This window comes from Mycobacterium celatum (genome assembly GCF_002101595.1).
Lineage (GTDB): Bacteria > Actinomycetota > Actinomycetes > Mycobacteriales > Mycobacteriaceae > Mycobacterium > Mycobacterium celatum.
In genome coordinates, this window is sequence record NZ_LQOM01000016.1 from 104,177 (window position 1) to 130,756 (window position 26,580).

At 65.8% G+C, this 26,580-nt stretch carries 26 protein-coding genes and 4 pseudogenes; 9 read left to right on the forward strand and 21 right to left on the reverse strand.

What is annotated here, in order from left to right:
• Positions 1-84: 84 nt before the first annotated feature.
• A pseudogene (locus AWB95_RS04215) lies at positions 85-762 on the reverse strand (alcohol dehydrogenase catalytic domain-containing protein); the annotation flags it as partial.
• 66 nt (positions 763-828) lie between these two features.
• On the opposite strand from AWB95_RS04215, the gene AWB95_RS04220 reads away from it, so the two are divergent.
• Together AWB95_RS04220 and AWB95_RS04225 are read left to right on the forward strand one after the other, a co-directional pair.
• Positions 829-1,083 (forward strand): ribbon-helix-helix protein, CopG family, encoded by a 255-nt coding sequence (locus AWB95_RS04220; protein WP_062539743.1) that lies wholly within the window; start codon positions 829-831, stop codon positions 1,081-1,083.
• On the forward strand, positions 1,080-1,517 hold the full coding sequence (locus AWB95_RS04225; protein WP_062539744.1) for a type II toxin-antitoxin system VapC family toxin: 438 nt from the start codon (positions 1,080-1,082) through the stop codon (positions 1,515-1,517). Before AWB95_RS04220 ends, AWB95_RS04225 begins: the two co-directional genes overlap by 4 nt.
• A 27-nt stretch (positions 1,518-1,544) precedes the next feature.
• On the opposite strand, the gene AWB95_RS04230 is transcribed toward AWB95_RS04225, so the two are convergent.
• A complete protein-coding gene (locus AWB95_RS04230; protein WP_232315656.1) occupies positions 1,545-2,141 on the reverse strand; it encodes a TetR/AcrR family transcriptional regulator in 597 nt (198 codons plus the stop codon).
• A 155-nt stretch (positions 2,142-2,296) separates the two neighbouring features.
• Between AWB95_RS04230 and AWB95_RS23585 the strand changes: the two are divergent.
• Positions 2,297-2,443, forward strand: a pseudogene (locus AWB95_RS23585) (pyridoxamine 5'-phosphate oxidase family protein); the annotation flags it as partial.
• A complete protein-coding gene (locus AWB95_RS23455) occupies positions 2,421-3,008 on the forward strand; it encodes an amidohydrolase family protein (protein ID WP_232315657.1) in 588 nt (195 codons plus the stop codon). The pseudogene AWB95_RS23585 and the gene AWB95_RS23455, both read left to right, overlap by 23 nt.
• A gap of 6 nt (positions 3,009-3,014) precedes the next feature.
• On the opposite strand, the gene AWB95_RS04240 is transcribed toward AWB95_RS23455, so the two are convergent.
• Both AWB95_RS04240 and AWB95_RS04245 read right to left on the reverse strand, forming a co-directional pair.
• A complete protein-coding gene (locus AWB95_RS04240) occupies positions 3,015-4,217 on the reverse strand; it encodes a cytochrome P450 (RefSeq protein ID WP_062539745.1) in 1,203 nt (400 codons plus the stop codon).
• A 173-nt stretch (positions 4,218-4,390) separates the two neighbouring features.
• Positions 4,391-4,771, reverse strand: a pseudogene (locus AWB95_RS04245) (cytochrome P450); the annotation flags it as partial.
• A 135-nt stretch (positions 4,772-4,906) separates the two neighbouring features.
• Here AWB95_RS04245 and AWB95_RS04250 point away from each other — a divergent pair.
• Both AWB95_RS04250 and AWB95_RS04255 read left to right on the forward strand, forming a co-directional pair.
• The gene (locus AWB95_RS04250; RefSeq protein ID WP_232315658.1) at positions 4,907-5,458 is read left to right on the forward strand and encodes a TetR/AcrR family transcriptional regulator; all 552 of its coding nucleotides are present in this window, start codon (positions 4,907-4,909) and stop codon (positions 5,456-5,458) included.
• A 63-nt stretch (positions 5,459-5,521) separates the two neighbouring features.
• Complete coding sequence (locus AWB95_RS04255; RefSeq protein ID WP_062539747.1) at positions 5,522-6,361, forward strand: mycofactocin-coupled SDR family oxidoreductase; 840 nt, start codon at positions 5,522-5,524, stop codon at positions 6,359-6,361.
• Here the strand turns inward: AWB95_RS04255 and AWB95_RS04260 are convergent.
• Genes AWB95_RS04260 through AWB95_RS04275 form a run of 4 tightly spaced genes read right to left on the reverse strand, consistent with a single transcriptional unit; the run spans position 6,354 to position 10,235 of the window.
• On the reverse strand, positions 6,354-7,808 hold the full coding sequence (locus AWB95_RS04260) for an aldehyde dehydrogenase family protein (protein ID WP_062539748.1): 1,455 nt from the start codon (positions 7,806-7,808) through the stop codon (positions 6,354-6,356). The genes AWB95_RS04255 and AWB95_RS04260 overlap by 8 nt on opposite strands.
• Positions 7,805-8,608, reverse strand: coding sequence for a carboxymuconolactone decarboxylase family protein (locus tag AWB95_RS04265; RefSeq protein WP_062539749.1), 804 nt, complete (start codon positions 8,606-8,608; stop codon positions 7,805-7,807). The genes AWB95_RS04260 and AWB95_RS04265 overlap by 4 nt, the downstream gene beginning before the upstream one ends.
• The gene (locus AWB95_RS04270) at positions 8,605-9,408 is read right to left on the reverse strand and encodes a mycofactocin-coupled SDR family oxidoreductase (protein WP_062539750.1); all 804 of its coding nucleotides are present in this window, start codon (positions 9,406-9,408) and stop codon (positions 8,605-8,607) included. The genes AWB95_RS04265 and AWB95_RS04270 overlap by 4 nt, the downstream gene beginning before the upstream one ends.
• Positions 9,405-10,235, reverse strand: coding sequence for a mycofactocin-coupled SDR family oxidoreductase (locus tag AWB95_RS04275; RefSeq protein WP_062539751.1), 831 nt, complete (start codon positions 10,233-10,235; stop codon positions 9,405-9,407). Before AWB95_RS04275 ends, AWB95_RS04270 begins: the two co-directional genes overlap by 4 nt.
• Before the next feature lie 83 nt (positions 10,236-10,318).
• Between AWB95_RS04275 and AWB95_RS04280 the strand changes: the two genes are divergently transcribed.
• Positions 10,319-10,918, forward strand: coding sequence for a TetR/AcrR family transcriptional regulator (locus AWB95_RS04280; protein ID WP_062539752.1), 600 nt, complete (start codon positions 10,319-10,321; stop codon positions 10,916-10,918).
• Here AWB95_RS04280 and AWB95_RS04285 read toward each other — a convergent pair.
• The 3 genes from AWB95_RS04285 to AWB95_RS04295 form a co-directional block, all read right to left on the reverse strand.
• On the reverse strand, positions 10,891-11,328 hold the full coding sequence (locus tag AWB95_RS04285) for an EVE domain-containing protein (protein WP_085167710.1): 438 nt from the start codon (positions 11,326-11,328) through the stop codon (positions 10,891-10,893). The two genes, AWB95_RS04280 and AWB95_RS04285, sit on opposite strands and share 28 nt — an antisense overlap.
• A 144-nt stretch (positions 11,329-11,472) precedes the next feature.
• Positions 11,473-11,856: a type II toxin-antitoxin system death-on-curing family toxin gene (locus AWB95_RS04290; RefSeq protein WP_062539754.1), complete on the reverse strand. Its 384-nt coding sequence runs from the start codon at positions 11,854-11,856 to the stop codon at positions 11,473-11,475.
• Positions 11,853-12,059, reverse strand: a complete 207-nt coding sequence (locus tag AWB95_RS04295) for a hypothetical protein (RefSeq protein ID WP_062539761.1) — start codon at positions 12,057-12,059, stop codon at positions 11,853-11,855. Before AWB95_RS04295 ends, AWB95_RS04290 begins: the two co-directional genes overlap by 4 nt.
• Before the next feature lie 169 nt (positions 12,060-12,228).
• On the opposite strand from AWB95_RS04295, the gene AWB95_RS04300 reads away from it, so the two are divergent.
• Entirely contained in the window at positions 12,229-12,516 is a 288-nt protein-coding gene (locus AWB95_RS04300) for a WXG100 family type VII secretion target (RefSeq protein WP_062539755.1), read from the forward strand.
• A 79-nt stretch (positions 12,517-12,595) separates the two neighbouring features.
• On the opposite strand, the gene AWB95_RS04305 is transcribed toward AWB95_RS04300, so the two are convergent.
• The 4 genes from AWB95_RS04305 to hisN form a co-directional block, all read right to left on the reverse strand.
• Positions 12,596-13,804 carry an acyl-CoA dehydrogenase family protein gene (locus AWB95_RS04305; RefSeq protein WP_062539756.1) on the reverse strand — a complete coding sequence of 403 codons (1,209 nt, stop codon included), beginning with the start codon at positions 13,802-13,804 and terminating at the stop codon, positions 12,596-12,598.
• A gap of 24 nt (positions 13,805-13,828) precedes the next feature.
• On the reverse strand, positions 13,829-15,211 hold the full coding sequence (locus AWB95_RS04310) for an acyl-CoA dehydrogenase family protein (protein ID WP_062539762.1): 1,383 nt from the start codon (positions 15,209-15,211) through the stop codon (positions 13,829-13,831).
• 92 nt (positions 15,212-15,303) lie between these two features.
• Positions 15,304-16,392 (reverse strand): AmmeMemoRadiSam system radical SAM enzyme, encoded by a 1,089-nt coding sequence (gene amrS / locus AWB95_RS04315; RefSeq protein WP_062539757.1) that lies wholly within the window; start codon positions 16,390-16,392, stop codon positions 15,304-15,306.
• Positions 16,393-16,412: 20 nt separating this feature from the next.
• Positions 16,413-17,195 carry a histidinol-phosphatase gene (hisN, locus tag AWB95_RS04320; RefSeq protein WP_085167712.1) on the reverse strand — a complete coding sequence of 261 codons (783 nt, stop codon included), beginning with the start codon at positions 17,193-17,195 and terminating at the stop codon, positions 16,413-16,415.
• 23 nt (positions 17,196-17,218) lie between these two features.
• On the opposite strand from hisN, the gene AWB95_RS04325 reads away from it, so the two are divergent.
• Entirely contained in the window at positions 17,219-17,548 is a 330-nt protein-coding gene (locus AWB95_RS04325) for a hypothetical protein (RefSeq protein ID WP_085167714.1), read from the forward strand.
• Here AWB95_RS04325 and AWB95_RS04330 read toward each other — a convergent pair.
• The 6 genes and pseudogenes from AWB95_RS04330 to AWB95_RS04355 all read right to left on the reverse strand — a co-directional run bounded on the left by AWB95_RS04330 (position 17,545) and on the right by AWB95_RS04355 (position 26,391).
• Positions 17,545-18,545, reverse strand: a pseudogene (locus AWB95_RS04330) (ABC transporter ATP-binding protein). The gene AWB95_RS04325 and the pseudogene AWB95_RS04330 sit on opposite strands and share 4 nt — an antisense overlap.
• A gap of 108 nt (positions 18,546-18,653) precedes the next feature.
• The gene (locus AWB95_RS04335) at positions 18,654-19,784 is read right to left on the reverse strand and encodes a tellurite resistance/C4-dicarboxylate transporter family protein (RefSeq protein WP_269745726.1); all 1,131 of its coding nucleotides are present in this window, start codon (positions 19,782-19,784) and stop codon (positions 18,654-18,656) included.
• Entirely contained in the window at positions 19,771-20,520 is a 750-nt protein-coding gene (narI, locus tag AWB95_RS04340) for a respiratory nitrate reductase subunit gamma (RefSeq protein WP_238600877.1), read from the reverse strand. The genes AWB95_RS04335 and narI overlap by 14 nt, the downstream gene beginning before the upstream one ends.
• Complete coding sequence (gene narJ / locus AWB95_RS04345; protein ID WP_062539472.1) at positions 20,508-21,146, reverse strand: nitrate reductase molybdenum cofactor assembly chaperone; 639 nt, start codon at positions 21,144-21,146, stop codon at positions 20,508-20,510. Before narJ ends, narI begins: the two co-directional genes overlap by 13 nt.
• The gene (gene narH / locus AWB95_RS04350) at positions 21,143-22,717 is read right to left on the reverse strand and encodes a nitrate reductase subunit beta (protein WP_062539473.1); all 1,575 of its coding nucleotides are present in this window, start codon (positions 22,715-22,717) and stop codon (positions 21,143-21,145) included. Before narH ends, narJ begins: the two co-directional genes overlap by 4 nt.
• Positions 22,717-26,391: a nitrate reductase subunit alpha gene (locus AWB95_RS04355; RefSeq protein ID WP_062539499.1), complete on the reverse strand. Its 3,675-nt coding sequence runs from the start codon at positions 26,389-26,391 to the stop codon at positions 22,717-22,719. Before AWB95_RS04355 ends, narH begins: the two co-directional genes overlap by 1 nt.
• Between the last annotated feature and the right edge of the window lie 189 nt (positions 26,392-26,580).

Below are 26,580 nucleotides of genomic sequence, written 5' to 3' on the forward strand. Positions count from 1 at the left end.
TGGCGGTGGCCCTGTTCTGGCGTCTGGTGTTGTGGCAGTGCTTGCCTACCGCAACGCATCCCGTTCTGCCGCAGCCTAGAAGCCGCCGCCCACGCAGTCGACCCCGGCGGCCCAGCGGGCCTTGGCCAACGGACGCGGCTTGGCGTCGGGATCGTCCGGCAGCCGGCCGATAACCTCAGCCGCGCCAAGGCTTTTCAAGCGATCGGCAGCGTCGGCCTTACCGGTCGACGCCACCACCCGATAACCGGCGCCGGCGAGCAGGTCCACGCTGACCGACCCGACGCCGCCGCTCGCCCCGGTCACCACGACCGGGCCGGCGTCTGTCGCCACACCCCAGTCGATGAGCGCCTGCACACTCATCGCCGCGGTGAAGCCGGCGGTGCCGATCGCGGCGCCATCATAAGGACTCAACGCGCCGAGGTTGACCACCTGATCGGCGGGCAGCCGGGCGTATTCGGCATAGCCGCCGTGATGCCCGGTGCCGATCTGGTACCCGTGAGCCAGTACTGCATCGCCGGGTGTGAACTCTGGTGACTGCGACTCGACGACCTCGCCGGTCAAGTCGATGCCCGGCACGACGGGGTAGTCGCGTACCACACCGCCGCCCGGCGTCAGCGCCAGCGCATCCTTGAAGTTGACGCTGGAATACAGCACGCGAATGGTCACGTCGCCCGGCGGCAGATCGGCTGCGGTGAGCGTCTCGACCGAGGTGGTGATGTCGTCGCCCTCTTTGCGGGCCATCAGTGCCTGAAAGCTGTCCATGGTTCGACGCTAGTCCCTCCCGGTTTGACAGCAAAGCATCAATAATTTCGATGCTATGCTGTCATCATGCGCACGACGGTGACGCTCGACGATGACACGGTGGCGCTCGTGCACCGCTTGATGAAGGAACGTGGCGTGTCCTTCAAGAAAGCCCTCAACGATGCCATCCGCGAAGGCGCCAAGCGGCGTGTGAAGCCGCCCGCATTCAAGACCCGCACCGCCGACCTGGGTGTGCCAGCGGTGAACCTTGACCGGGCACTCCAGGTTGCCGCAGAGCTTGAAGACGAGGAATTGATCCGCCGTCAGCGTCGGGGCGCATGAAGATCGTCGACGCCAATGTTCTTCTCTACGCAGTGAATTCGTCTGCCGAGCATCACGCAGCCAGCCAGCGTTGGCTCGACGGCGCACTCGGGGGTGGCGACATCGTCGGCCTGGCGTGGGTTCCGCTGCTCGCCTTCATCCGGCTCGCCACCAAGCACGGCCTGTTTCCGTCACCGCTTCGTCCAGAGGAGGCAACCGCACAGGTCACGGAGTGGTGCCATGCTCCCGGCGCTGTCGTGGTCAATCCGACGCCGCGGCACTCCGACGTGCTCGCGGGGTTGCTGGCCAAGGTGGGCACCGGCGGGAACCTGGTCAACGACGCGCACCTGGCGGCGCTTGCGGTCGAGCACCGGGCCAGCATCGTCAGCTATGACAGCGACTTCGGGCGCTTCGACGGCCCACGCTGGACGACGCCCGAAGCATTGCTGTCTTGAAGCTTAGGAGCAAACGTGCGCGTGCCCCTACCGCCTTGCGCGGCGACGCATCTTGGCGAGGCCGTCGACTATCAGCTCGAGTCCGAGCGCGAATTCTTCGTCCAACGGCACGGGCAGGTGGTCCGCCACGGTGAGTGTCGCCGGGAAGGCCTGGGGGTCCAGCGTGTCAAAGTGGTTCGCCAGCTTCGCATCATCGAATTCGTGACCGGCGAGCTGGATCGCGAAGCCCAATACATAGCGGGCCAGGGTCGCATACGAGCGCGCGGCGAGCTGCGGCGTGAACCCGTTGTCGAGCAGCACCGCTAGCAATCGTTCGCGCTGCGCCATGGCGTTAGGGCCAATCGGCGCCTGCTCGCTCAGCAGCGGCGTCACGTTGGGGTGGCGACGAAACGTCTCGAACATCGCGTGCGCAAACGACTCGCACGCCCGTTGCCACCCCTTGGCGGCGAGCTCTTCGGCGCTGAAATCCACCTCGCCGAAGGCGCGATCCACGACCCGTGCGATTACTTCGCTCCGGTTGGCGAAGTGGCGGTAGAGCGTGGCCGTCCCTGACTCCAGCCGCTGCGCAAGCGTTCTCATCGACAACGCTTCAGCGCCTTGCTCGTCCACGATCTGCAGTGCCATGTCCACAATCCGGTCGACCGGAACCGGGGGGCGCCCGCGGGAGCGACGAGCTTGTGCGGTGGTCACGGGCCCCAGTATTGCGGCTCTTGACAGCGGGCGCAATATCGGCAACGCTGTATTCATTACTCTGGGTCAGCGCTGAGAGGACGCTTTACATGCTGTTACCACTTGCCAAGGAGCCATTCACCGCTCCGACAGATCGCGAGATGCTCCCTTCGGAGCGGCGCGAATTCGTTCGCACACATCGCACGTGCATCTTCGGCTACCGCCGCAGCGGGCCTGAGCGACCAGTCGGTTACCACACTTGTTGAGGCGGGCGTCAGCTTTACCAGCACGCCGGAAAACGAACTCAGTCACGGTCATTGCATCCCGATCACCGGAAAACTGCTGCACCTGGGCGCGGCACCATCACTGGGCACCGACACCGACACCGCGGTATCTGGCGAAATCCTCACTGCGGCACGGATCGCACTGGTCCATCAGCGCGGTATCGACCACCAACAACACCGACGCACAACGGGCATGATGTCCGCAACGGCGTCCGTCACCGGCAAGCAGGCGCTGTCGTGGGCAACGGTCGAGGGCGCACGAGCACTCGGTCTTGCCGACAGGGTTGGCTGTCTGGAGTCAGGGATGCAGGCCGACCTGGTCGTCATCGACGCCCGCGCGCTGAACCTTTGGCCCGCACACGATCCCATCGCCACCGCGCTGCACGCCGGCCTGGCCAACATCGAAGCGGTGATGATCGCCGGGCGTTGGCGTAAACGTGACCATTCCCTGATCGACGCGAACGTCGACGAAGTCAAGAGCGATCTGCTGGCATCGGGCGAACGGCTTGCCCGCAAGCTTAAAGCGGTTGCCCCGTAAAGCTTCTCAGGGCAAGACGACGCGCAGCCGTTCCCAGCCGCGGACGGTCGACGTCGGTGCGAGCTCGGCCGTCTCGTAGTCGATGTCCCATTCCGGCCAGCGGTTGAGCAACTCGTCGAGCGCGACTCGGCCTTCCAGACGCGCCAGGTTCGCGCCCAGGCAATAGTGCAATCCTTTACCGAAGGTGAGGTGTGAGCCGTCGTTGCGGTGGATGTTGAACGTGTCCGGGGCGCTGAATCGGCGCGGATCGCGGTTGGCCGCACCGAACAGCAGCAGCATCGCGCTGCGGGCCGGCACCGTCGTGCTATAGCACTCGAAATCCCTTGCCATCCAACGGGCGACGTGCGGGCCGGTCGGCTCGAAACGCAGCGTCTCGTCGACGGCGCGAGTCAGCAGCGACCGGTCCTGGAATACGTCGCGGCGCTGGTCGGGATGCTCGGCGAACACCTTGGCCAGCCAGCCGATGAGCCGTCCGGTCGTCTCGTTGCCCGCACCCGCGACGACCTGGGTGTAGCGCAGCACCTCGTCGCGGGTCAGCTTGCGTGTCACGCCGTGCTCGTCTTCGAATTCGACGTTGAGCAATGCGGTCATCAGGTCGTCGGACGGATTCTTGGCGCGCCAGTCGATGTAGTCGGAGTAGATGCGCCCGTCCGCGATCCGGTCGGGGTCGGCCACCTTCATCGGCGCGCCTGCCTTGGTGCGCAGATTGGCGTCATTGGCGTCGCGCACGCTGATCTGGTCAGACTCGGGAATGCCCAACAGCATTCCGATCACCCGCATCGGCATCATCGCGGCCAGTTCGGCGATGATGTCGAAGCCGTCGGAGCCGACCAGCGGATCCAAACAGCCCACACAGTATCGGCGGATCTGGTCCTCGATCGCCGCCATCCGCCGCGGGGTGAACACCCGCGACATCAGGCCGCGCAGCATCGTATGCATCGGCGGGTCTTGAAACATCATGACGCCGGGCGGCATGTCGAAATCAGATTGGACGAGTTCGAGGATGTCGCCGCGGCTGTTGGAGAACGTCTCCCAGTTGGCCAGCGCCTTCTCCACGTCGGAATGTCGTGACAGCGCCCAGAAGTCGTAACGCTCGTTGTAATAGATCGGCGCTTCCTCGCGCAGTCGTGCGTACACCGGATAGGGGTTGGCGACGATGCCGACGTCGTAGGGGTCGTAGTAGACGTCGGTCTCGTGGGAGATGGTCATGAGCACTTCTCCTGTAACCGGGTTACTGGCGTAGCGTACCCGCCGGGGTGAACTCGATGTGCAACTCGGTCAGCCCCCGCAGCAAGAAGGTCGGTGCGTAGTCGTATTGACGGTCGCCGGCCGGGCCGTGCTTGGCCTCGCTGATCGCGATGTCGCGTGTCCGGTCGAGGAGCGTCCTTGTTTTCCTGCAGCCGACGGGGAGTCAGCAGACGGCCTAACAGCGACAGCGCCTTGTCGTGCTCGGGTGGGTCCATGACGACCATGTGCTCGAAGATCGGGAATTCGTGGCGATGTGCTTCGATCTGGTCGGTGATGTCGTCACCCTCCGGTGTGAACGGCAGCGGCGGGAACGGGCCGCCGATCGCGTTGACAGCAGAGAACGATTCGACGTCTTTGAACGCCGCCTGCACTTCCCGGTAGCCGGTGACGGTCACCACCCCGTAGTGCGGCTCGCGGAACACGGGCCCGTGACTGCGCAGAAAATCCCAGTACGCGTACGGGTCTTGCGCAATGTCGGCGTCGGTGAAGTAGTCGACGTCGGCCAGATCGGTCATGTGCCCAAACCCTTCACTGATCGATCGACCAAATTGTTAGGATGAGGTATGCCTACCACGGATCGCAGTCGACGGTCAAGCAAACCCGCGAGTCCGCGGAGCAAGAAGAGCGGGGAGGTGGGCGCGCGCCGCAAGCTGATCGAGGCGACAGCCCGGGTCATGCGCGAAGAGGGCTACGCCGCAGCCACTTCCCGTCGGGTAGCCGCCGAGGCCGGCGTCAAGCAAGCCCTGGTCTATTACTACTTTCCGACGATGGACGATCTGTTCGTGGAAGTGCTGCGCACCGGCGCGGAGGCGGCGTTGACGCGGATGCGCGCCGTGTTGACCGACGACGATCCGATCCGGGCGTTGTGGCTGCTCAACAGCGATCCCGCTGCGACAACCCTGAATGCCGAGTTCATGGCTTTGGCCAACCACCGCAAGGCTATTGGCGCTGAACTCAAGGCATATGCCGAACGCGTGCGCGACATCGAGACCGCCGCGGTGACCATGGTCCTGCGGGCCAACGGCATCGATCTCGCCGAGTATCCACCGGTGGCGATCTCGATGCTGATCGCACAGACGGCCCGCAGCCTGTGCAACGAGAGCGCCGTCGGTGTCACCCAGGGGCACGACGAGTTGCGTGCATTCGTCGAACGCCAGCTGAACCTGCTCAAGGCCGCCGCACCCGCGTCGGCACACGGTTGACACTACGCCTGATTAGTGCCATGATTCCTGATCGATCGACCAATAAATTGGCGAGGTGCGGGCATGGGCGGACGAGTCGAGGGCAAGGTTGCATTCATCACCGGTGCGGCCCGGGGCCAGGGGCGCAGCCACGCGGTGCGCCTGGCCCAGGAAGGCGCCGACATCATCGCGGTCGACATCTGCAAGCCGATCAGCAGCAGCAGCGAGATCCCGCCGTCCACGCCGGATGATTTGGCCGAAACCGCCGACCTCGTCAAGGGGCTTGACCGTCGCGTCGTGACCGCGGAGGTCGATGTGCGTGACTACGACGCGCTGAAAGCGGCGGTGGACAGCGGGGTCGAGCAGTTGGGCCGGCTGGACATCATCTGCGCCAACGCCGGTATCGGCAATGGCGGGCAGACCCTGCACAAAACCAGCGAGGACGACTGGCGCGACATGATCGACGTCAACCTGTCGGGAGTCTGGAAAACCGTGAAAGCCGGTGTCCCGCAGATGATCTCCCAGGGCCAGGGCGGATCGATCATCCTGACCAGCTCGGTCGGTGGCCTCAAGGCGTACCCCCACACCGGCCATTACATCGCGGCTAAACATGGGGTGGTGGGCCTGATGCGGACCTTCGCAGTCGAGCTCGGCCAGCACTTCATCCGGGTCAATTCCGTTCACCCCACCAACGTGAACACACCGATGTTCATGAACGAGGGAACGATGAAGCTGTTCCGGCCGGACCTGGAAAACCCCGGCGCGGACGACCTCAAAGTGGCCGCCCAATTCATGCACGTGCTGCCGATCGGATGGGTCGAGCCGGCGGACATCAGCAACGCGGTGTTGTTCCTGGCATCCGATGAATCCCGTTACATCACCGGCCTTCCGGTCACCGTCGACGCGGGCAGCATGCTCAAGTAGCAGGCATCCCGATGCGGATGTTCTTGGTCTGCAGGAATTCGTAGAGTCCCTCAAGGCCGCCCGTGCGACCGAAACCGCTGTGTTTGTAACCGCCGTAGGGTCCCTGGGGCTGGATGTCGCTGAAGGTGTTGATCCAAATCGAGCCGGCCTCGAGTCTCCGCGCGACGCGGTGAGCGCGGCGCAGATCGCCTGTCTGGATAAAGGCGTTGAGCCCGAATCGGGTGTCGTTGGCCAGGTTGACGGCGTGGTCCTCGTCGCGAAACCGCATCACCGAGACGACCGGTCCGAATGTCTCCTCCTGGGCCAGGGCAGACCGGTTGTCGACGTCGGCGAACACAGTCGGTGCGATGTAGAAGCCGTCCGCGAGCTCACCGCCGATCCGGTGCCCGCCCGCGACGAGCTCGCCGCTCTTGCCCGAGACTGCGTCGTCGATGACCGACATGATCCGCGCCGCCGCTGACTCGCTGACGACGGGGCCGAACACCACATCGGGGCGCAGCGGATCGCCGATCGGCGCGGACCGCACCGCAGTCAGGAATTTGTCCAGGAACGTCTCGTAGATGCTGTCCTGCACCAGGATTCGGCTTGCGCAGGCGCAGCTTTGACCGGACTGGGTCAGTGGCCCCTGGAACGCGGCCAGGGTGGCGGCGGCATCGAGGTCGGCGTCGGCGAACACGATATTGGCCGATTTCCCGCCGAGTTCGGCGATCACCGGGGTGAGATTGCCTGCGGCGGTCCGCAGTACCCGGCGGGCGGTGTCATGCCCGCCGGTGAAATGGATCTTGCCTATCCCGGGGTTAGCGACCAGAGTTTGCCCTCCGTCGGCCTTCGCCGGAACGACATTGACCAATCCGGGCGGCAAACCCGCCTGGAGACACAATTCGCCGAACCGTAACGGCGCCAACGGTGCCAGCTCGGAGGGCTTGAGGACGACGGCGTTACCGGCGGCCAGTGCCGGTGCCACACCGGAACCGATGACGACCAACGATCCGTTCCACGGTGTGATCACCGAGACCACGCCGTAGGGTACGCGTTCGACGATGTTGACGTCGAAGCTGCCGCTGACCGGGGTGCTCAGCCCGTGGGCTTTGTCGACGTAGCCGGCGTAAAAGCGCAGAAACCGCTCGGTGAGGATGGAGTTGCCGGCCATCGCCATTGGCACCCCGTAGTCGCTGGCGTTGATGGCTGCCAGCTCGGCGGCGTGCTCTGATACCAAGTCGGCCAGTCCCATCAGCAGGTCGCGACGCTGGTCGACCGAGTAGCCGACCCACTGACGCTGGGCGTCGCGGGCGGCGGTGACGGCGCGGTCGATCTCAGCGGAACCGGCAAGCTCGACAGTGGCATTCGGCTGGCCGGTCCCCGGGTAGATGTGCGCGTGAGTGCCACCGGAGGCGCCCGTTATGCGCTCGTCTCCGATGAGCAGCGCACCGGACGGAAGCTCGATCACCGGATCACCGACGCGTCGTTGCCGGCCTCGTCGAGAACACGTTCTTTCTGTTCGGCGATGAACTGGCTGAGGTGCATTGCTTTAGGCCACCCGTAGTAGGCCGCGAAATGCAGTGCTAATTCGTCCATTTCATCGAAGCTCACGTCCTTGCTCTTGAGCGCGGCGTAGACGTGGGACATGATCGGAATCGGCGCGTCCTGAATCGCGACGCACGTCACCGTGATCAGCCGGCGTTCCTTCATGCCGAGCCCCGGCCGCAGCCACATCTCGCCGAAGACGAAATTGAGGATGCCCGCTCCGGAGTAGGGGTTGTCGCGCGGCGGCACATAGGGCACGCAGTTGATCTCCCGGAACGAGTGTTCGCCGCCCGCCAGCCGCGCCTCCGGCTCGCTCGGCGTGGTCAGCGGCAGCAGTGGTTCGGCGGGCGGCACCGGTAGCCCGCGTTCGCGATGAATGCGGTCCCACTGGACGTCGACGGCCATGTTGAACCGCGACGCCTTGGGCCAGCCGGCGTAGACCGCGAAATGCAAGACGGTTTCCCGCATTTCGGTGATCGATAGGTCACCGCTGTTGAGTGCTGCGTAGACGTGCTGGTCGAGCGGTTCTTGGGTATCGGCGGCCGCGACACAGGGAAGAGTGACGAACCGCCGGTCGCGTCGGCTCAGTCCGGGGCGAGACCAGACGTCGCCGAAGACGAAGTCGATCAGCCCGGTTGCCGTCGCACTGGAATCATCGGGCGGCGCAAATGTCATCACCTCGGTGAACAGCCGCCTGCCGCGCTCGGAGCGTTCCGTTGTCATCTGAGGGTGACGCCCGCGTCGACTTTGAACTCCAGCCCGGTCACATATCGGGATTCGTCGGAGATCAAGAACAGCACCGCATTACTGATGTCGACGGGCTCGGCCATCAGCGCGGGAAGGGCATTGAGGAAGATCGGGACCAGGTCAGGCCGCTCCTCGGCGAGCAGGCTCTGCAGCGAAGCCGGGCGCATTCCGGTTTCGACGCCGGTGGGATGCACGGTGTTGACCCGGACATTCTGTGCGGCAAGCTCATTGGCCAGTGCCCGGCTCAGCCCGACCACGCCGTGCTTCGACGCGGTATAGGGCAGATGTAGCGGTGTGCCCTTGAGGCCCGCCGACGAGCTGATGTTCACCAGGCTGCCGCCGCGATCGACAAGATGCGGAAGTGCCGCGGCGCAAGTGTTCCACGTCCCGATCAGGTTGACGTCGACGACGGTGCGCCACTGTTCGGCTGTGGTCTCGTCCCACGTTCCCACCGTCAGCACACCGGCATTGGCCACCGCGCCGTCCAGCCCGCCCAGTTCGGCGACCGCTTCGTCGACGGCCGCCCCCAGCGCTGCCGCGTCGCGCACGTCGACGACCTTGGTGACGGCATGGCGTTCATGCTTCTCAACGAGTCTGGCCGTCTCGGCGAGATCCTCTTCGGAGGCCAACGGGTATTCCAATTCCGGTATCGGCGCGCAGATGTCGACCAGGATCACGTCGGCGCCCTCCTCGGCGAGGCGTACGGCGTGGCTGCGGCCCATGCCCCGTGCCGCGCCGGTGATCAGGACCCGCTTACCGGCTACCCGTCCTGTCATAATTTGTTGCAGAAGCCGGCGTCGACGGGGAACGTCACCCCGGTGACGTATTTGGCCTCATCGGAGACCAGGTACGCGATCGCCGCGCTGATGTCCTCGGGCTCCAACATCTCTACGGGCATCGGGTTTTGCAGGTGCGCACCGCCTTCGGGATAGTTCTCAAGGAACTCTGTCATCGCCGGGTTGACGGCCATCATGGTGCGTACCGCGGTGGGGTGGACCGTATTGACACGAATACTGAAGGGCGCCAACGTGTTCGCCAAGGTACGCATGAGCCCGACGATTCCGTGCTTGGAGGCGGCGTAACCCAACCCGCCGCCCTGCAGGCCGCCGAAGCCGCGCAGCCCGGCCGTCGAGCTGGTGAACACGATCGCGCCGCCGCGCTGGCCGGCGAGCAGGTGGGGGATGGCCGCCCAGGCAGTGTGGTAGGCGCCGTCGAGGTTCACCCCGATCGCCGCCCTCCATTGCGCGAGTTCCTCCTCGATGCTCAGCTGGCGAAATGCCACCGGCGCGATTCCCGCGTTGGCGCAGACGATGTCGAGCCGACCGAAATGCTCCACCCCGGCGTCCAGCACCGTCTTGACTTGGTGGAAATCACGAACATCGGCGACCGTGCCCAGCATCTTGCCGCCCTCGGCCTCCACCAGTTCGATGGTTTCGTCGAGTTCCTCGCGGGTGGCCATCGCATAATGGTTGGCTTCGATGTCGGCGCAGATGTCGATGCCGATGATGTCGGCGCCGTCGCGGGCCAGCCGGACAGCGTGGCTTCGGCCCTGTCCGCGCGCCACGCCGGTGATGAAGGCGACCTTGCCGTCCAAACCGCCCATCGGTCCTCGCTTCGTTGCGTATTGGGTAACCGGGTTACCGGGGTAGAGTAACCGGGTTACTCCAAGAGGGCAAGGGCACTTCAATGACCAGTGCAGCGCTGAGCAGCGACGAATCGGCCCGGCAGCGCGACCGGGTGCTCGACGTCGTCGTCGACATCTTGGAAACCGACGGCTACGACGCGGTTCAACTGCGAGAAGTGGCAAGGCGCGCCCGGACGTCGCTCGCCACCATCTACAAGCGATACGCCACTCGCGACGAACTGATCCTCGCCGCGCTGGACTGCTGGATGGACGAGAACCGGTATGCCGGGTTGACCGCACAGACACACGACAGCGACGAGTCGCTGTATGCCGGGCTGATGCGGGTGCTGCGCACGATCTTCGAGCCGTGGGAGCGTCATCCCGCCATGCTCGAAGCGTATTTCCGGGCACGGACCTCGCCCGGCGGCGAGCGACTGATCCGCCGTGGTTTCGACGCTGTGCTACCGGTCGCGATGGCAGTGCTCGCCGACGTGGACTCCGAATTCGTCCACGACCTCGACACCGTCGTATCGAGTCTGGTGTACGGGCTCGTCGGACGGTTTGCCGCCGGCGAGATCGAGGTGACGGAAATCGTGCCGGCAATCGACCGTGCCGTGTTCCGGTTGACGGCAGGTTATGAAGCGTCGCGCCCTAAGAGTTGACCGGTCATCGCCGAGCGGATCACCTCCAAGTCGTGATCGTCGATCTTGAACACCCCGAATCGAAACTTGTAGCCCCACCGAGTCTTGCCTTCGATGAAGTCGAGTTGCTCGATGAGCGGCCGGATCGGCGTCTCGGTGCACTCGAGGAAGTCGACGTTGCGGCGCCACGGCTGAAAGTCAGGCGTCATTTCCACTCGGTATGGCTCCTCATCGGCGACTTGGCCGATGGCGGTGAAGGCCTGAAGCGGCTCCCCGTCGGGGTAGGCGGTTTTCGGTGAGTAGAAGATGATCCAGTCACCGCGCGCCATCTTGCGCAGCATATGCGGTTTGCCGTGGTTGGCCTGGGTGAAGCGACCGAGCACCCCCTGTTCGACATGGTCACGGCTGACCGTATTGATCCAGTTCGTCATGACCGCATGCTAAGTGGGCCGACTGACAGAACTGCGCCGGTTGTCGTCGGGCTGTGGATAACGTCGTGGGTTGGACTACGTGCGGCATCGACCGCGTCAACTCGGCGGGCAGGGCGTTTGTCGACATCGCCGCTCGACGGCCGCTCAGCCTTCCTGATAGCTCCAGGTGCGCAATTGCTCCGCTACCTTGTCGAGATCGGACAGTGCACCGGTGGCGACCCGGATGACGAATTCGAAGCGGTCGTCCTCGGGTGCAGTAATCCATTGGCCGTTGATGGCCAGGAACGTCCGGCAGGCTGTCCACGCCAGGCGCTTGTTTCCGTCCACCATCGCATGGTTTCGCGCCAGCGAGTGCAGCAGCGCGGCGGCCTTCAGATGCAAATCTGGATAGGCATCCCCGCCGAAAACCGACGCGCGCGGGCGGGCCAGAGCTGATTCAAGCAAGCCATAATCACTGACCATGGCGTCCGCTCCGATGGCCTCGCGGGCAATGTCGAGCAGGTCGTCGAGATCGAGGTACTCGATCATGCATCCTTGAGGCGTTCGAGAACGCCGGCCTCCTCACGCACGACACGCTCCAGCGCTGCCGCAACCTTGGCCTTGTGCGTGCGCCGCGCGATGTACTCGTCGATGGCAGACAGCGCCACTGCTTGCATCGACCGTCCCTCGGCGGCCGCCTGCCGGCGCAGCGCTTCCGCCTGCTCGGCACTGGTGCGCAAAGTCATTCCCATGACCGCATGATACCGGATTGATACCACCGGACGGATCGTGGCCCAACCCGTTTTGTCGGCGGTCCAACGGTCGGTGCCTAGGTGCAGATCAGCCCAAAACGCGTCATGAGCATGCCGTCGCGCACAGTACGATCGATGCAATCGCTGGGCAAGACAACGGAGCAGCACCATGAGTGAGCAGGTATGGAACTTCGCCGGCATCGAAGGCGGAGCCAGTGATCTTCAGGCTGCGGTCCAGACCACCCACGGCCTGCTCGACGAGGGCAGGGGTTCGCTCACCACGCTGATGGCGGCGTGGACCGGGTCCGGTTCGGAGGCCTACCAGGTGGTGCAGACCAGATGGGATCGCACCGCAACGGAGCTGAACGACGCGCTGCAGAACCTCGCGAACACGATCAGCGAGGCCGGCCAGGCGATGGCCCACACCGAAGGAACCGTCACCGGTCTGTTCAGCTAGCCAGGAGTGTGCGGCCAGACGCACGTTCGGCGTCGAGTGTGCGGCCAGCCGCACGTTGGTGGGTGCGGGGCACGCGAACTTACTTGAGTTCGGACGAGCTCAACCCCAGCAGCCGTCGCGCCACCACCAGCTGCTGGATCTGCTGCGTGCCCTCGAAGATGTCCATGATCTTCGAATCGCGGGCCCACTTCTCCAGCAGGCTCTGCTCGGAATAGCCGGCGGTGCCGGCCAATTCGACGGCCTTACAGGTGATGTCACTGCCCACTCGGCCGGCCTTGGCCTTGGCCATCGACGCTTCTTTGGAGTTGGGGATGCTGTTGTCGGCCTGCCAGGCCGCCCGCAGCGTCAGCAGGTAGCTGGCCTCCCAGTCGGCCTCCATCCGCAAAAACTCTGCAGCCGCGGCGCTTTGGGCATGCGACGGCTTGTCGTACGAGATCTCGACGCCGGCGTTGGTCAGGATCTTGCGCAGCTCTTCCAACGCGGCGCGAGCCACCCCAACGGCCATCGCCGCCACGACCGGCCGGGTGTTGTCGAAGGTCTCCATCACCCCGGCGAACCCTTTTCCGGGCTCGATCTCCGGGTTGCCAAGGAGGTTTTCCTTAGGGATGCGCACATTGTCGAAGCGGATCACCGCAGTGTCGGAGCCCTTGATGCCGAGCTTGTTCTCCAGCCGCTCGACGGTGACGCCCGGGTGCTCGCGCGGGACGATGAACGACTTGATCGCCGGGCGGCCCTTCGACTTGTCCAGCGTCGCCCACACAACGATGTGTGTGGCACGCGAGCCGGCGGTGACGAAGATCTTTTCGCCGTTGATCACGTACTCGTCGCCGTCCAGCTTGGCGGTGGTCGACACGGCCGCCGAGTCGGACCCGAATCCCGGCTCGGTGATGGCCATCGCCGCCCAGACCTTGCCCAGGCGTTTCAGCTGTTCGTCGGTGGCGACACCGGAGATCGCCGCGTTGCCCAGCCCTTGATAGGGCATCGAAAGCATCATCGCGGCGTCACCCCAACTGGCCTCCAACGCTTGCAGCACCGCTGCCATGTTGGCGCCGTTGCGGTTTTCGTCCTTGCTTTCGCCCGCCCGGAACGCCTCGGCTCCAGAGAGACCCAGGCCGTTGGACTCGACGGCTCCCTCGAACAGGTTGGCCAGCGTGTCGAGCTCGACGGGGTAGGCGTGCTCGTTGAGGTCGTACTTGCGTGCGATGGGCCGCATCATCTCGGCAGCGCCCTGGTGCGCCTTGTCGATGACGGCGTGCATCTTCTTGGGAAGTTCCAAATTGATTGCCATGATGGTTCTTTCGGGTAGCAGGTCTTAGATGACGACGACGCCCTCGGCGACGCCAATGGCTCGCAGGTCGCGGTACCAGCGCTCGACCGGGTGTTCCTTGGTGTAGCCGTGGCCGCCGAGCAGCTGCACGCCGTCTAGGCCGATCTGCATGCCCTTGTCGGCGCCCAGCCGCTTGGCCAGCGCCGCTTCGCGGGTGAACGGCAGGCCTTGTTCGGCCCGCGCCGCCCCGCGCCAGGTGATCATCCGCAGGCCGTCCAGCTCGATGGCGATATTGGCGCACATGAACGCCACCGACTGCCGGTGGGCGATCGGCTCGCCGAACGCCTCGCGCTCTTTGACATAGGGGACGACGTAGTCGAGCACCGCGTGCGAGGTGCCGACCGCCAGCGCCGCCCAGCCCAGCCGGGACAGCGCGATCGCCTCGGAATAGTCGGCGTCGCTGGCCTCATCCTCGCCAAGGCGGGCGCTCAAGGGCACCGACACCTTGTCCAACTCGACATGACCCAGCGCGGCCGCGCGAATCCCCATGCTGGGGTCGGGCTTGACGGTCAGGCCCTGCGTCGACGACTCGACGATGAACAACGCCGGCTTGCCGTTGAGCTGCGCGCCGACAATGAACAGTTCGGCGTCGGCGGCCGCCGGGACCAAGGACTTGACGCCGTCGAGCCGGTAACCGCTTGGTGTGCGCACCGCGGTGGTCTTCAGGCTGGTCGGGTCGAACAACGGCTGCGGCTCGGCGATCGCTACGCAGGCCTGCGGAACATTGGCGCCGGCGAATTCCTTGAGGTAGGTGGCCTGCTGGTCGGCGCTGCCCCAATGGGTCAGTGCCGCCGCCACGCCGGCGGGCGCGAGAATCGGCAGCGCCAAACCCATGTCGCCGTACGCGAGTGCCTCGGCCACCAGCACATTGGTCACGCTGGAGCGCTGTTCGGCGATGCCCTCGAAGTCTTCCGGCACATTGACGGCGGTGATGCCCAGCTCTGCCGCCTTCCCGATCAGGTCCGGGGGATAGGTGGTGGCTTGGTCGGCGTCGTGCGCGGCGGGCCGCAGCACTTCTTCGGCGAACTCTTCGACGGTTTCGACGATCAGCTTCTGGTCGTCGTCGGGCGTCAGGTCGAAGTAGTCTTTGCCGCTGGCCTTGAGCCGGGTTGGCCCGCCGCGCAGACCCTGAACTTTCTTGAACTGCCGGTTGGTAGCGCCCGCGGCGGAGAACATTGTCTTGACGCCGTAGCGCAAGGTCTTGTTCAGCGGGTCACGCAGGTGGTATTTGTCCAGGAAGTCCTGGCCGACGAGCGGGGTGAGTAGCGCCAGGCTGATGTCGATCCCGGTTCGCTTGTGTTTGTGCTCGCCGACGGCGGTCTTGCGGCCGGTTCGCTTGGGACGCCCGTTGGTGGCGGTGTTGGTCATGTCAGCAGCCTTTTGATTGAGCACGGTCATTGGGCCAATGCGGTACCGCTGATCTTACTCTGGAGTAAGATAGAAGGCGCCTGTTAAATACTTCACATCCCGGACAGGCTGGTCAGCAGCGGTAGCCGCCGCGGACCCCAACGCCCGACTGGGCCGTCGTACACACCGGCCACCCGGAAACCGCACTCGCGGCAGCGGCCGTCGTCGGTCAGCGCGTAATGGCGCATCGCATACCAGTCGCGCACCACGACCGCCGATCCGCACCCAGGACACGAGGTGGTTCCGCCGTCGGGGTCATGGATGTTTCCGGTGTAGACGTAGCGCAGGCCTTCTCCGAAGCCGATCCGGCGGGCCCGGATCAGCGTCGCCGGCGGCGTCGGCGGTGTGTCGGTCATCTTGTAGTCCGGGTGGAATGCGGTGAAGTGCACCGGCACATCGACGCCCAGGTGCTCGGCGATCCATGCGCACTCCGCGGCGATTTCGGCGTCGCTGTCGTTGCGGCCGGGGATCAGCAGCGTGGTGATCTCCACCCACACGTCGGTGTCGCGGCACAGGTAGACCAAGGTGTCCAGCACGTCGTCGAGATGCCCGACGCACACCTTGCGGTAGAAGTCTTCGGTGAACGCCTTGAGGTCGACGTTGGCGGCGTCGATGTGCCGGTAGAACTCCGCGCGCGGTTCGGGACACATGTAGCCCGCCGTCACCGCAATCGATTTGATGCCCCGCTCGTGGCAGGCGTCGGCAACATCAGCGGCGTATTCGAAGAAGATGGTCGGGTCGTTGTAGGTGAAAGCAACGCTGCGGCAACCTAATTCGTCGGCTACGCGGGCGATGTCTGCCGGCGCGGCCCGGCTGGCCAGCGTATCGGTCTCGCGGGACTTGGAGATGTCCCAGTTCTGGCAGAACTTGCAGGCGAGGTTGCAACCCGCGGTGCCGAACGACAGCACGGCCGAGCCGGGCAGGAAGTGGTTGAGCGGCTTCTTCTCGACCGGGTCGACGCAGAACCCGCTCGAGCGACCGTAACTGGTGAGCTGAATCTGATCACCGAAGCGGCCGCGGACGAAGCACAGGCCGCGCTGGCCCTCGTGCAACTTGCAGGCCCGCGGACACACGTCGCACTGAATCCGGCCGTCGCCCAGGCGATGCCAGTACTTCGTCGGGATCGTGGACGGATCACTCATCGGTGCTCCCGACGCTCAGGTTACGCGCGCAGACGGGTCAGCACCTGCTCGTGTAGTAGACCGTTGGTGGCAACCGCGGTGCCGCCGTGCGGGCCGGCCCTGCCGTCCAGGCTCGTGAACGTGCCGCCCGCCTCGCGCACCAGGACGTCGAGTGCGGCCAGATCCCACACCGACACCTCCGGCTCGGCGGCGATGTCCACGGCGCCCTCAGCCACCAGACAGTACGACCAGAAGTCGCCGTAGGCGCGCACCCGCCACACGTCGTCGGTCAGTTGGACGAAGCGGTCACGCAGCCCGAGCTGCGCCCACCCGGACAGGCTGGAAAACGACAGGCTGGCCGCGCTGATCTCGGCCACCGAGGACACCGAGATCCGCCGCGGCGCGGAGTCGCCGACCGTCGCGAACGCGCCCGCGCCGCTGGCCGCCCACCACCGCCGTTGCAGCGCCGGTGCGCTGACGACCCCGACGCGCGGGATGCCGTCGTCGAGCAACGCGATCAGACTGGCCCACACCGGCACGCCGCGCACGAAGTTCTTGGTGCCGTCGATCGGGTCGACAACCCACTGCCGGCCGCTGAAAGTCGTTGAGCCGCCGAACTCTTCGCCGACAATGCTGTCGTCGGGACGGTCGCGGGCAAGCGCGTCGCGCACCTCTGTTTCGACGGCCCGGTCGGCGTCCGTCACCGGCGTGAGGTCCGGCTTGGTGTCGACCTGCAGATCCAGTGCGCCGAACCGGGCCAGCGTCACCGCGTCGGCACGATCGGCCAGCGCCAGCGCCACCGCGAGATCGTCGGGGCGCGTCATGGTGGTAGTCCTACCATGGCCAGGTGGGCTGGGACATCGGTGTGCTGCTTTTGCTGATCGGGGCGGTGCTGGTGCTCCTGGCGCCCAAGTTGCGTCAGCGACGGGCCGCCGACGCGGTGAGCGGCACCCTCCTCGTGACCGGTGTCAGCCCGCGGCCCGACGCCACCGGCGAGCAGTTCGTCACGATCGCCGGGGTGATCAACGGGCCGACCGTCAACGAGCATCCCGTCTATCAGCGCATGGCCGTCAATGTCGAGGAGTGGCCGACGATGGGTCAGCTGCTGCCGGTGGTGTACTCGCAGAAGAACCCGGACAACTGGAATTTCGCGCCGTCCGAGCCGCCGGCCGGCTAGCTCACCAATTGCTCGGTCCGGGTCTCCCCGAACGACTCCAGGATTGCTTCTTGCGCTTTTTCCGGCAGCAGGTGCAGGTTCTTGCGGACCCGCTCCTGGCGACGCTTGACGGCTTTGCGCTGGGGCATGCCCGGGGTCGGGGTGATCTGCGGCGGGACGCCCTCGATCTCCTCGACGCCGCCGCCGTGGTGGCCGGCCTCCAGGTGGGCCTGCTCCTCGGCCATGGTGGCCTCGTCCTTTTCCTCGCTCATGCCGATCGGGCCGATCCGCCGGCCGTTGAGGAATTGCTTGACCACGGGCTCGTCGCTGGTCAAAAGCACCTCGCGCGGGCCGAACATGACCAGCTTGCGGCGAAACAGCATGCCCATGTTGTCGGGCACCGTGCGGGCGATGTTGATGTTGTGGGTGACAATCAGGATCGTGCAGTCCATTTGGGCGTTGATGTCGATGAGCAGCTGGGAAAGATAGGCGGTGCGTACCGGGTCCAGACCGGAGTCGGGCTCGTCGCAGAGGATGATCTGCGGGTCGAGCACCAGCGCGCGGGCCAGCCCGGCACGCTTTTCATACCGCCGGAGATCTCCCCGGGATACTTCTTTTCATCGCCGGCCAGACCGACCAGGGCCAGCTTCTCCATGACGATGTCACGGATTTCGCTTTCCTTCTTCTTGGTGTGCTCGCGCAGCGGGAACGCGGTGTTGTCATAGAGGTTCATCGACCCGAACAGCGCGCCGTCCTGGAACATCACGCCGAACAGGGTGCGGATCTCGTTGAGCTCGCGGGCCGAGCACTCGACGATGTTGACGCCGTTGACCACGATCTTGCCGCGCTCAGGCTTCAGCAAACCGATGAGACACTTCAGGAACACCGATTTGCCGGTGCCGGACGGGCCTAACAGCACGCTGACCTCACCTTCGGGGAGCGTCAGTGAGACGTCCTCGAAAATTCGCTGGGATCGGAAGGACTTGCTCAGTCCCTCGACATCGATTGCTATGCCCATGGCTCGCTTCTCCTGTGGGTGCTCCTCTCTGTTGTGATCTGTATCACAGAAGAACGCGAACACGGGCCGGCGCATTCCGCAGTCGGCGGGGCCTGCAACAGCAAAGCGTTAACGCGCAGTGTCGGAGTCGGTGGCGACCAGCGAGTCCCGGTCCGGCCCATGCTCGTCGGCCCCGGGACGGGCACGGCCCGCACCGAAGCCGAGCGTGGTCACCAGGTGGTGCAGCATCGCGACGAAAGTGAGGACCCACGCCGCCAGGGCGATCCAGCTTTCGTCGGCGCCGATGTATTCCACGATCGGCAGGCGGTCGGCCTTACCCAGGTAGTCGCCGCCCACCCCGTACATGCCGAGCGGGAACACCACGCTCCACAGCGGCGCCTCGTAGCGCAGCGGGATGCGATGCACCACGTGCTTCCAGATGCCGGCGCCGATCAGCGGCGGGATCAGCCAGGTTCCGAAGGCCCAGAACACCACCGACATTCCGGCGATCAGGCCGCTGGTGGCGTCGACCATGGGCGCGTGCGCCATCTCCACGATCCGGGCGCCGGCGACCACGGTGATCGCGGTGGCGCCCATCGACACCCACAGCGGCGGGGTGAGGTCCTCGGGTCGCAGCCCGTACAGCAGCATCCGCGCGCCGACGAAGATGCCGGCGGCGCCGTAGAGAAACACCCCGACCGACCAGCACAGCACCGCCAGCAATGCCAGTTCGCGCCGGCCGGTTTCGAGTTCGGGCTCCAGCGCGGCCGCGAGCACCGCGACCGATTCGCTGGCCACCACCCAGATGAACCAGGTGCCGTTGGCGTGTTGCAGCACCGGCCGGTGCGTGGTGCGCAACACCGCGGCCCAGGGGACTACATAGCCCAGAACCAGCCAGGCCAGCGAACCGACCAGCAACAGCACCAACGCGATCCGGTAATGGGTGTCGACGGCCAGCCGGGTGCCGAGCACGTCGGCGCCGGCAACGAACGTGAAGGACCCGAAGGCGCGACGTGGGTCGCGCAGGTCCGCGAAGAAGTCGGCGCGGAAAACGATGATTCGTGCCGTGGTAAGCACCACCAGGACGGCGAAGAACAAAAAGCCCAGCCACAGCAATACCACCGAAAGGGCGTACATGCCGTGGTTGTGCATCCCGATCGACACGATGCCGGTGGCCATCACCAGCGCGAAGTAGCCGGGATGCAGCGTTCGTACCGCTTCGCGGACACCGGTTGCCCGGTCGGTCTCAGTAGGGGACACCAATCTTTCGCCACTTCCGCCCGCCGGTGCCCGGCTCTTGGGGCTGCTTCGCGACACGGCTGCGGATGACAATATAGGGCCGCCACAAGTACCACAGCGGATAGCTCCACGCGTGCACCAGGCGGCTGAACGGCCACACGAGGAAGATCGCCCACGACGCGACGGCGTGCACCTGGTAGAGCCATGGCGCGCTGGTGATCGCCTTGACGTCCGGGTGGAAGGCGAACAGGCTGCGGAACCAAACGCCGACGGTGTTGCGGTATTCGTAGTGCGAGGTGTCCTCGATGCCGAGGGTCAGGAAAATGCCCAGCAGCACGATGATCCCGAGCAGGATCAGCGCCAGGTAGTCAACGGCGCTGGTGGTGGCACGCACGCGGGGGATGGCGGTGCGGCGAAACGTCAGTATCCCGGCCCCGATCAGGATGCCGACGGCGGCGGTCGACCCGGCGACGGCGGAGAAGTCCTGATACCAGGTCTCGGGGATGCCGAGCCAGTCGGTGAACTCTTTGGGCACCAGGATGCCCAGGATGTGCCCGACGATCGCGGCGAACGTGGCGTAGTGAAACAGCGGCGAGCCCCATTTGAGCAGCCGCCGCTCCTGCAGCTGCGTCGAGCGGCTGGTCCAGCCGAACTGGTCGTAGCGCCAGCGCCAGATGTGCCCGACGACGAAGACGACGAGCGCGATGTAGGGCAGGATCACCCACCACCAGATGTTCCAGGTGGTCATGGTTGCCATGGCGCACCCCCGCTTCCGGTCCCATAGCCCGACAGATATTCGGGCGGGGCGAACGGCTCCAGGCCTACGTCTTCGCGCGGGGGGCCGGCGTCCCAGGCCGCCCGCACCTGTTCCAGCTCCCGCTTGCCCAGCCCCGGCAGGTCGGCGATCACGGCGGCAACCACGTCGGCGTACGGCGACTCGGCCTTCGTCAGGTTGCGCCGCAACAACTCCAGGTCTGCACGGTGTCCCACGAGCAGCCGCTGGCCGCGCGGACACAGTGCGGCGAAGTCGAGCACCATCGGCAGGTAGTCGGGTAACTCGTCGTCGGAGGGGACGAAACCGGCGTCGCGGTAGGCGGTTTTGAAGATGACCATGGCCATGCCCCGCTTGCGGGTGTCGCCGTATCGGTAGTAGGTCAGATACAGCGTGCACCGCCGGTGTAGGTCGAATGTCTGCACGTAGTGCTGCGCCACTTCGCTGGGTGGGGTGGCGCGCAGCCAGCCCAGGAATCGGCCGAACGATTCCCGTGCCGGCTTCGGGGTGGTGCCGGCGGCGAATTTCTCGAGCGCGTCGAGGCCGTCGAACAGTGCTGCCGTCGGGTATTGCAGCAAAACCGAGGCCAGCTTGATCGTCTGGGTGTTCACTGCTTGTCCGCCTTCGGGAACATTCCCGGCAGCCGGTCCCTGCCGTTCCAATTCAGTAGGTTGAAACCTCTTCTGCGACCGTCGGCTTCGGGTGGTCCGTCGCCGCCCATGCCGGGCCCGCCGTCGGTGTCGAGGCTGCAGAACAGCTGCTCGTGCTGACCCATCAGCTTGCCGGCCTCTTCGGTGTGGGCTGGCGGAATCACATAACGCTCTTCGTATTTCGCGATGGCCAGCAGCCGATACAGGTCGGCGAGATCGTCGGTGGTGGCGCCGACCGAGGCGGGCAGGTTCTCGTCGACGTCGAGCCCGAGCTGCCCGGCGCGCTGAATTGCCCGCACCGCAGCCAATTTGCGCAACACCGTGCGCACCACCTCGGCGTCGCCGGCGGTGAACAGGTTGGCCAGGTATTCGATCGGGATGCGCAGCGCGTCGATGGTCGCGAACACGTTGTCGGGGTTGTCGTCGTAGCCGGCGGCATTGACGACGTCGGCGACCGGCGACAGCGGCGGGATGTACCAGACCATCGGCAGGGTGCGGAATTCCGGGTGCAGCGGCAGCGCGACCTTATGGCGCACGGCCAGCTCGTAGACCGGGGAGCGCTGCGCGGCCTGAATCCAGTCGTGGGGGATGCCCGCACGGGCCGCCTCGGCCTGCACGGCCGGGTCGTTGGGGTCCAAGAACACGCCGAGCTGCGCCTCGTAGAGGTCCTGGACGTCGGGCGTGGCAGCCGCGGCCAGCACCTTGTCGGCGTCGTAGAGGAACAGCCCCAGATAGCGCAGCCGGCCCACGCAGGTTTCCGAGCAGACGGTCGGCATGCCCTGCTCGGTGCGCGGATAGCAGAAGGTGCATTTCTCCGCCTTGCCCGTGCGGTGGTTGAAATACACCTTCTTGTAAGGACATCCGGACACGCAGAACCGCCAGCCGCGGCAGCGGTCCTGGTCTACCAGTACGATGCCGTCGTCGGCGCGCTTGTACATCGCCCCCGACGGGCAGGACGCCACACACGATGGGTTGAGGCAGTGCTCGCAGATGCGCGGCAGGTAGAACATGAAGACCTGCTCGAACTCCATCTTCACCCGGTCCTCGAGACCGGCCAGGTTCGGATCGTCGACAGCGAACTTCGGCGCACCGGCCAGGTCGTCGTCGAAGTTGCTGCCCCACTGCACGGTCATGTCACGTCCGGTCAGCGCCGATATCGAATGCGCGCTGGGGTTGGCGGTGCCCAGCGGCGCCTCGATGACGGTCTGGTAGTCATACGTCCACGGATCGCCGTAGTCGTCGATGCTGGGCAAGTCCGGGTTGTAGAAGATGGACAGCAGTTTGCGCAGCCGGCCGCCCGCCTTGAGCTGCAACCGGCCCTTGCGGTCCAGTGTCCAGCCGCCGTGCCACTGTTCCTGGTCCTCATAGCGTTTGGGGTAGCCGATGCCCGGCTTGGTTTCGACGTTGTTGAAGTAGACGTACTCGGTTCCCGGCCGGTTGGTCCACACCTGCTTGCAGGTGACTGTGCAGGTGTGGCAGCCGATGCACTTGTCCAGGTTCATCACCATCGCCACATGCGCCATCACCCGCATCAGTACTGCACCTCCTGCGAGCGGCGGCGGATGACGGTGATCTCGTCGCGCTGGTTACCGGTGGGGCCGTAGTAGTTGAAACCGAACGACATTTGGGCGTATCCGCCGATCATGTGGGTCGGTTTGACCGCCAACCGGGTCAGCGAATTGTCGCCGCCGCCATGCCATCCCGACACCTCGGACTTCGGGGTCATCAGATGCCGGTCCATGGCGTGGTACATGAACACCGTGCCCTTGGGCATCCGGTGGGTGACGACAGCCCGGCAGGCCACCACGCCGTTGCGGTTGTAGGCCTCGATCCAATCGTTGTCGGCCACACCGATGGTGGCGGCGTCGGCCGGGCTCATCCAGATCACCGGCCCGCCCCGGAACAGCCGCAGCATGTGCAGGTTGTCCTGGTACTCCGAGTGAATCGACCACTTGGAGTGCGGGGTGAGGTAGCGCACGGTGACGTCGGGCCGCCCTTCCTCGCCGAGTGCCTGGTTGCCGAAGTGCCTCGAGTAGTTCAGCGGCGGCCGGTAGACCGGCAGCCACTCACCGTATTCGGCGATCCAGTCGTGGTCGAGGAAAAAGTGCATCCGGCCGGTCAGTGTGTGCCAGGGTTTCTTGCGTTCGACGTTGACGACGAACGGCGAGTAGCGGCGCCCGCCGGTCTCGCTGCCCGACCACTCCGGTGAGGTCATCACCGAGCGCGGCTGGATCTGGGTGTCCTCGAACGTGATGTGTTCACCGGCGCGCTCCTCGGCCAGGTCGGCCAGCCGCATGCCGGTGCGCTCCTCGAGCGCCTCCCAGCCTTGCAGTGCGACAGCCCCGTTGGTGGTGCCCGACAACGCCAGAATGGCCTCCGCCATGTGGATGTCGCGGGCCAGCGACGGCCGCCCGTCGGCGACCCCGCCGTGCACGGTGCCGTTCTTGCGGGCCAGAAAGTCCACGGCCGCAACGGGTTTCCAGGCCACGCCCTTGACGGCGGTGCCGGCCGTCTCGACAAGCGGGCCCAGCGCGGCGATCTTCTCGGCGACCGCGCCGTAGTCGCGTTCGACGGTCACCAACTTCGGCATGGTCGTGCCCGGAACCGGCTCGCATTCGCCGTAGCGCCAGTCGCGCACCACCCCGCCGGGCTGGGCCAGCTCGTCGGCGGTGTCGTGCAGCAGCGGCGCGGCGATCACGTCGGTGCGGGTGCCCAGGTGCTTGGCGGCCAGCCGGGAGAAGTCGCGGGCGATGGTGGCGAACGCGTCGAAGTCGGTGCGCGCATCCCAGGGCGGGGCAATGGCCGGGTTGAACGAGTGCACGAAGGGGTGCATGTCGGTGGTGGAGATGTCGTGCTTCTCGTACCAGGTGGCGGCGGGCAACACGATGTCGGAATACGAGCAGGTGCTGGTCATCCGGAAGTCGATGGCGACGGCCAAATCCAGCTTGCCGCAAGGTGCTTCGTCTCGCCAGCGCACCTCGGTCGGGCGCAGCTCCTCGGGTGTCTCCTCGGCGCGCACCGCGTTGTGCGTGCCGAGGAGATGCTTCATGAAATACTCCATGCCCTTGCCCGACGACCCCAGCAGGTTGGCCCGCCACACCGTCAGCACCCGCGGGAAGTTCACTGGGTTGTCCGGGTCTTCACCGGCGAATTGCAAACGGCCGCCTTGTAGTTCGTCGACCACGTAGTCCGCGACGCTCTTGCCGGCCTCGGCGGCCGCGTCGGCCAAATCCAGGGTGTTGCGGTCGAAGGTGGGGAAGGTGGGCGTCCAGCCCAGCCGGGAGGCCTGGGCCAGCGCGTCCACGACTGCCTTGCCGCGGAACAGGCCGGGGCCCAGCGGGCTGGACAGTTCGTCGGCGCCGAACTGCTCGTAGCGCCACTGGTCGGTATGCAGGTAGAAGAACGACGTGCCGGTCATGTGCCGGGTAGGACGCTGCCAGTCCAGCGCGAACGCGACCTGTTGCCACCCGGTGAGCGGGCGCACCTTCTCCTGGCCGACGTAGTGGGCCCAGCCGCCGCCGTTGACGCCCTGGCAGCCGCACAGCATGGTCAGCGTGAAGAAGGTGCGGTAGATCTGGTCCGAGTGGAACCAGTGGTTGGTGCCCGCGCCCATCGCGATCATCGACCGGCCCTTGGAAAGCTCTGCGCTGCGGGCGAATTCGCGTGCCACCCGTGTTGCCGCAGCGGCGGGCACCGAGGTGATCGCCTCCTGCCAAGCCGGTGTGTACGGTTGCGACGCATCGTCGTAGCCGGTGGGCCACTCGCCGGGCAGCCCGTCGCGGCGCACCGCGTAGTGAGCCATCAGCAGGTCGAACACCGTCGTCACCAGCTTGTCGCCGATTCGCATCACCGGGATGCCGCGGCGGATCGCCGCGCCGCCCTCGGTGTCCCCGATGTCGAAGCGGGGCAGGTCAATTGCAACGGCCTCGTTGCCGTACAAGCTCAGCTGCGGGTCGACGTCACCAAGGTCGAGGTTCCACTTGCCCTTGCCGGCATCGGTGTAGTGGTCGGCCAGTGTGCCGTTGGGGACGACGGGTTCTCCGGTCGCCGAATCCAGCAGCACGGTCTGGTGCGCGGCGCGTTCGTCGTCATGGCCGAGATCGGCGGCGGTCAGGAATCGGTCGGGCACACAGGCGTCGCCGCGCTCTTTCAGGGTCACCAGGAACGGCAGGTCGGTGTAGGTCTTCACGTACTGCTGGAAGTAGGGCACCTGGCGGTCACGGAAGAACTCGGACAGCACCACGTGGCCCATCGCCATCGCCAGCGCTCCGTCGGCGCCGGGCGCACACGCCAGCCAGTCGTCGGCGAACTTGGTGTGATCGGAGTAGTCGGGGCTGACGACGACGACCTTCTGCCCGCGGTAGCGGGCCTCGACCATGAAGTGCGCGTCGGGGGTGCGGGTGATCGGCAGGTTGGTGCCCCAGATGATCAGGTACGCGGCGTTCCACCAGTCACCGGACTCCGGCACGTCGGTCTGGTCGCCGTACACCTGCGGCGAGGCCAGCGGCATGTCGGCGTACCAGTCGTAGAACGACAGGATGGTGCCGCCGATCATCGACAGGAACCTGGTGCCCGCCGCATAGGAGACTTGCGACATCGCCGGGATCGGCGAGAAGCCCACCACCCGGTCCGGGCCGTAGGTCTTGATCGTGTGCACATGGGCGGCCGCGATCAGCTCGCTGACCTCGTTCCACGTCGACCGCAAGAACCCGCCCTTGCCGCGATTCTGCTTGTACAGCGCGGTGCGCTGCGGGTCGGCCGTGATCTCGGCCCACGCCTCGACCGGATCACCAAGGCGCGCACGGGTTTCCCGCCACATCTCCAGCAGCGGCTGGCGGACATAGGGAAACTTCACCCGCGACGGCGAATAGGTGTACCAGGAAAACGACGCGCCCCGCGGGCAGCCGCGTGGCTCATACTCGGGGCTGTCCGGTCCGACCGACGGGTAGTCGGTGGCCTGGGTCTCCCAGGCGATGATGCCTTCCTTGACGAACACCTTCCACGAGCACGAGCCGGTGCAGTTCACCCCGTGTGTCGAGCGCACTTCTTTGCCGTGCCGCCAGCGCTCGCGATAGAACTCCTCGGCACCGCGACCGCCGCGCCGGTGCACCTCGCGGTGGTCGGCAGTGGGTGTGCCGGCGGTGAAGTACTGCGCCTTGCGCAGCAGCGATTCGACGGGTTCGCCGCCCGGCAGCAGCGGCGCCAGCAAGGCGCGCGGCGACTGCCCGGCGGTGGCGGCGTCGACACGCTCATCACCGGGCGACGGTTGGCTCCTGCTCCTGACGTCTGCCGTGTCAACCACGTCCGTGTGCTCCTAGCCCGACCCGGGACGATGACGCCGTTCCGGCGGATCAGGTGAGGATCCTTCAGTGGTGGCTGCCGTCGGATTACGCCT

Excerpts from the sequence above, each read along its gene's own strand:
- AWB95_RS04220 (WP_062539743.1), top strand. The coding sequence starts at position 829 with ATGCGCACGACGGTGACGCTCGACGATGACACGGTGGCGCTCGTGCAC.
- AWB95_RS04225 (WP_062539744.1), top strand. The coding sequence starts at position 1,080 with ATGAAGATCGTCGACGCCAATGTTCTTCTCTACGCAGTGAATTCGTCT.
- AWB95_RS04230 (WP_232315656.1), bottom strand. The coding sequence starts at position 2,141 with ATGGCACTGCAGATCGTGGACGAGCAAGGCGCTGAAGCGTTGTCGATG.
- AWB95_RS04240 (WP_062539745.1), bottom strand. The coding sequence starts at position 4,217 with ATGACCATCTCCCACGAGACCGACGTCTACTACGACCCCTACGACGTC.
- AWB95_RS04255 (WP_062539747.1), top strand. The coding sequence starts at position 5,522 with ATGGGCGGACGAGTCGAGGGCAAGGTTGCATTCATCACCGGTGCGGCC.
- AWB95_RS04265 (WP_062539749.1), bottom strand. The coding sequence starts at position 8,608 with ATGACAACGGAACGCTCCGAGCGCGGCAGGCGGCTGTTCACCGAGGTG.
- AWB95_RS04270 (WP_062539750.1), bottom strand. The coding sequence starts at position 9,408 with ATGACAGGACGGGTAGCCGGTAAGCGGGTCCTGATCACCGGCGCGGCA.
- AWB95_RS04275 (WP_062539751.1), bottom strand. The coding sequence starts at position 10,235 with ATGGGCGGTTTGGACGGCAAGGTCGCCTTCATCACCGGCGTGGCGCGC.
- AWB95_RS04280 (WP_062539752.1), top strand. The coding sequence starts at position 10,319 with ATGACCAGTGCAGCGCTGAGCAGCGACGAATCGGCCCGGCAGCGCGAC.
- AWB95_RS04285 (WP_085167710.1), bottom strand. The coding sequence starts at position 11,328 with ATGACGAACTGGATCAATACGGTCAGCCGTGACCATGTCGAACAGGGG.
- AWB95_RS04290 (WP_062539754.1), bottom strand. The coding sequence starts at position 11,856 with ATGATCGAGTACCTCGATCTCGACGACCTGCTCGACATTGCCCGCGAG.
- AWB95_RS04295 (WP_062539761.1), bottom strand. The coding sequence starts at position 12,059 with ATGGGAATGACTTTGCGCACCAGTGCCGAGCAGGCGGAAGCGCTGCGC.
- AWB95_RS04300 (WP_062539755.1), top strand. The coding sequence starts at position 12,229 with ATGAGTGAGCAGGTATGGAACTTCGCCGGCATCGAAGGCGGAGCCAGT.
- AWB95_RS04305 (WP_062539756.1), bottom strand. The coding sequence starts at position 13,804 with ATGGCAATCAATTTGGAACTTCCCAAGAAGATGCACGCCGTCATCGAC.
- AWB95_RS04310 (WP_062539762.1), bottom strand. The coding sequence starts at position 15,211 with ATGACCAACACCGCCACCAACGGGCGTCCCAAGCGAACCGGCCGCAAG.
- amrS (WP_062539757.1), bottom strand. The coding sequence starts at position 16,392 with ATGAGTGATCCGTCCACGATCCCGACGAAGTACTGGCATCGCCTGGGC.
- hisN (WP_085167712.1), bottom strand. The coding sequence starts at position 17,195 with ATGACGCGCCCCGACGATCTCGCGGTGGCGCTGGCGCTGGCCGATCGT.
- narI (WP_238600877.1), bottom strand. The coding sequence starts at position 20,520 with ATGGCAACCATGACCACCTGGAACATCTGGTGGTGGGTGATCCTGCCC.
- narH (WP_062539473.1), bottom strand. The coding sequence starts at position 22,717 with ATGCGGGTGATGGCGCATGTGGCGATGGTGATGAACCTGGACAAGTGC.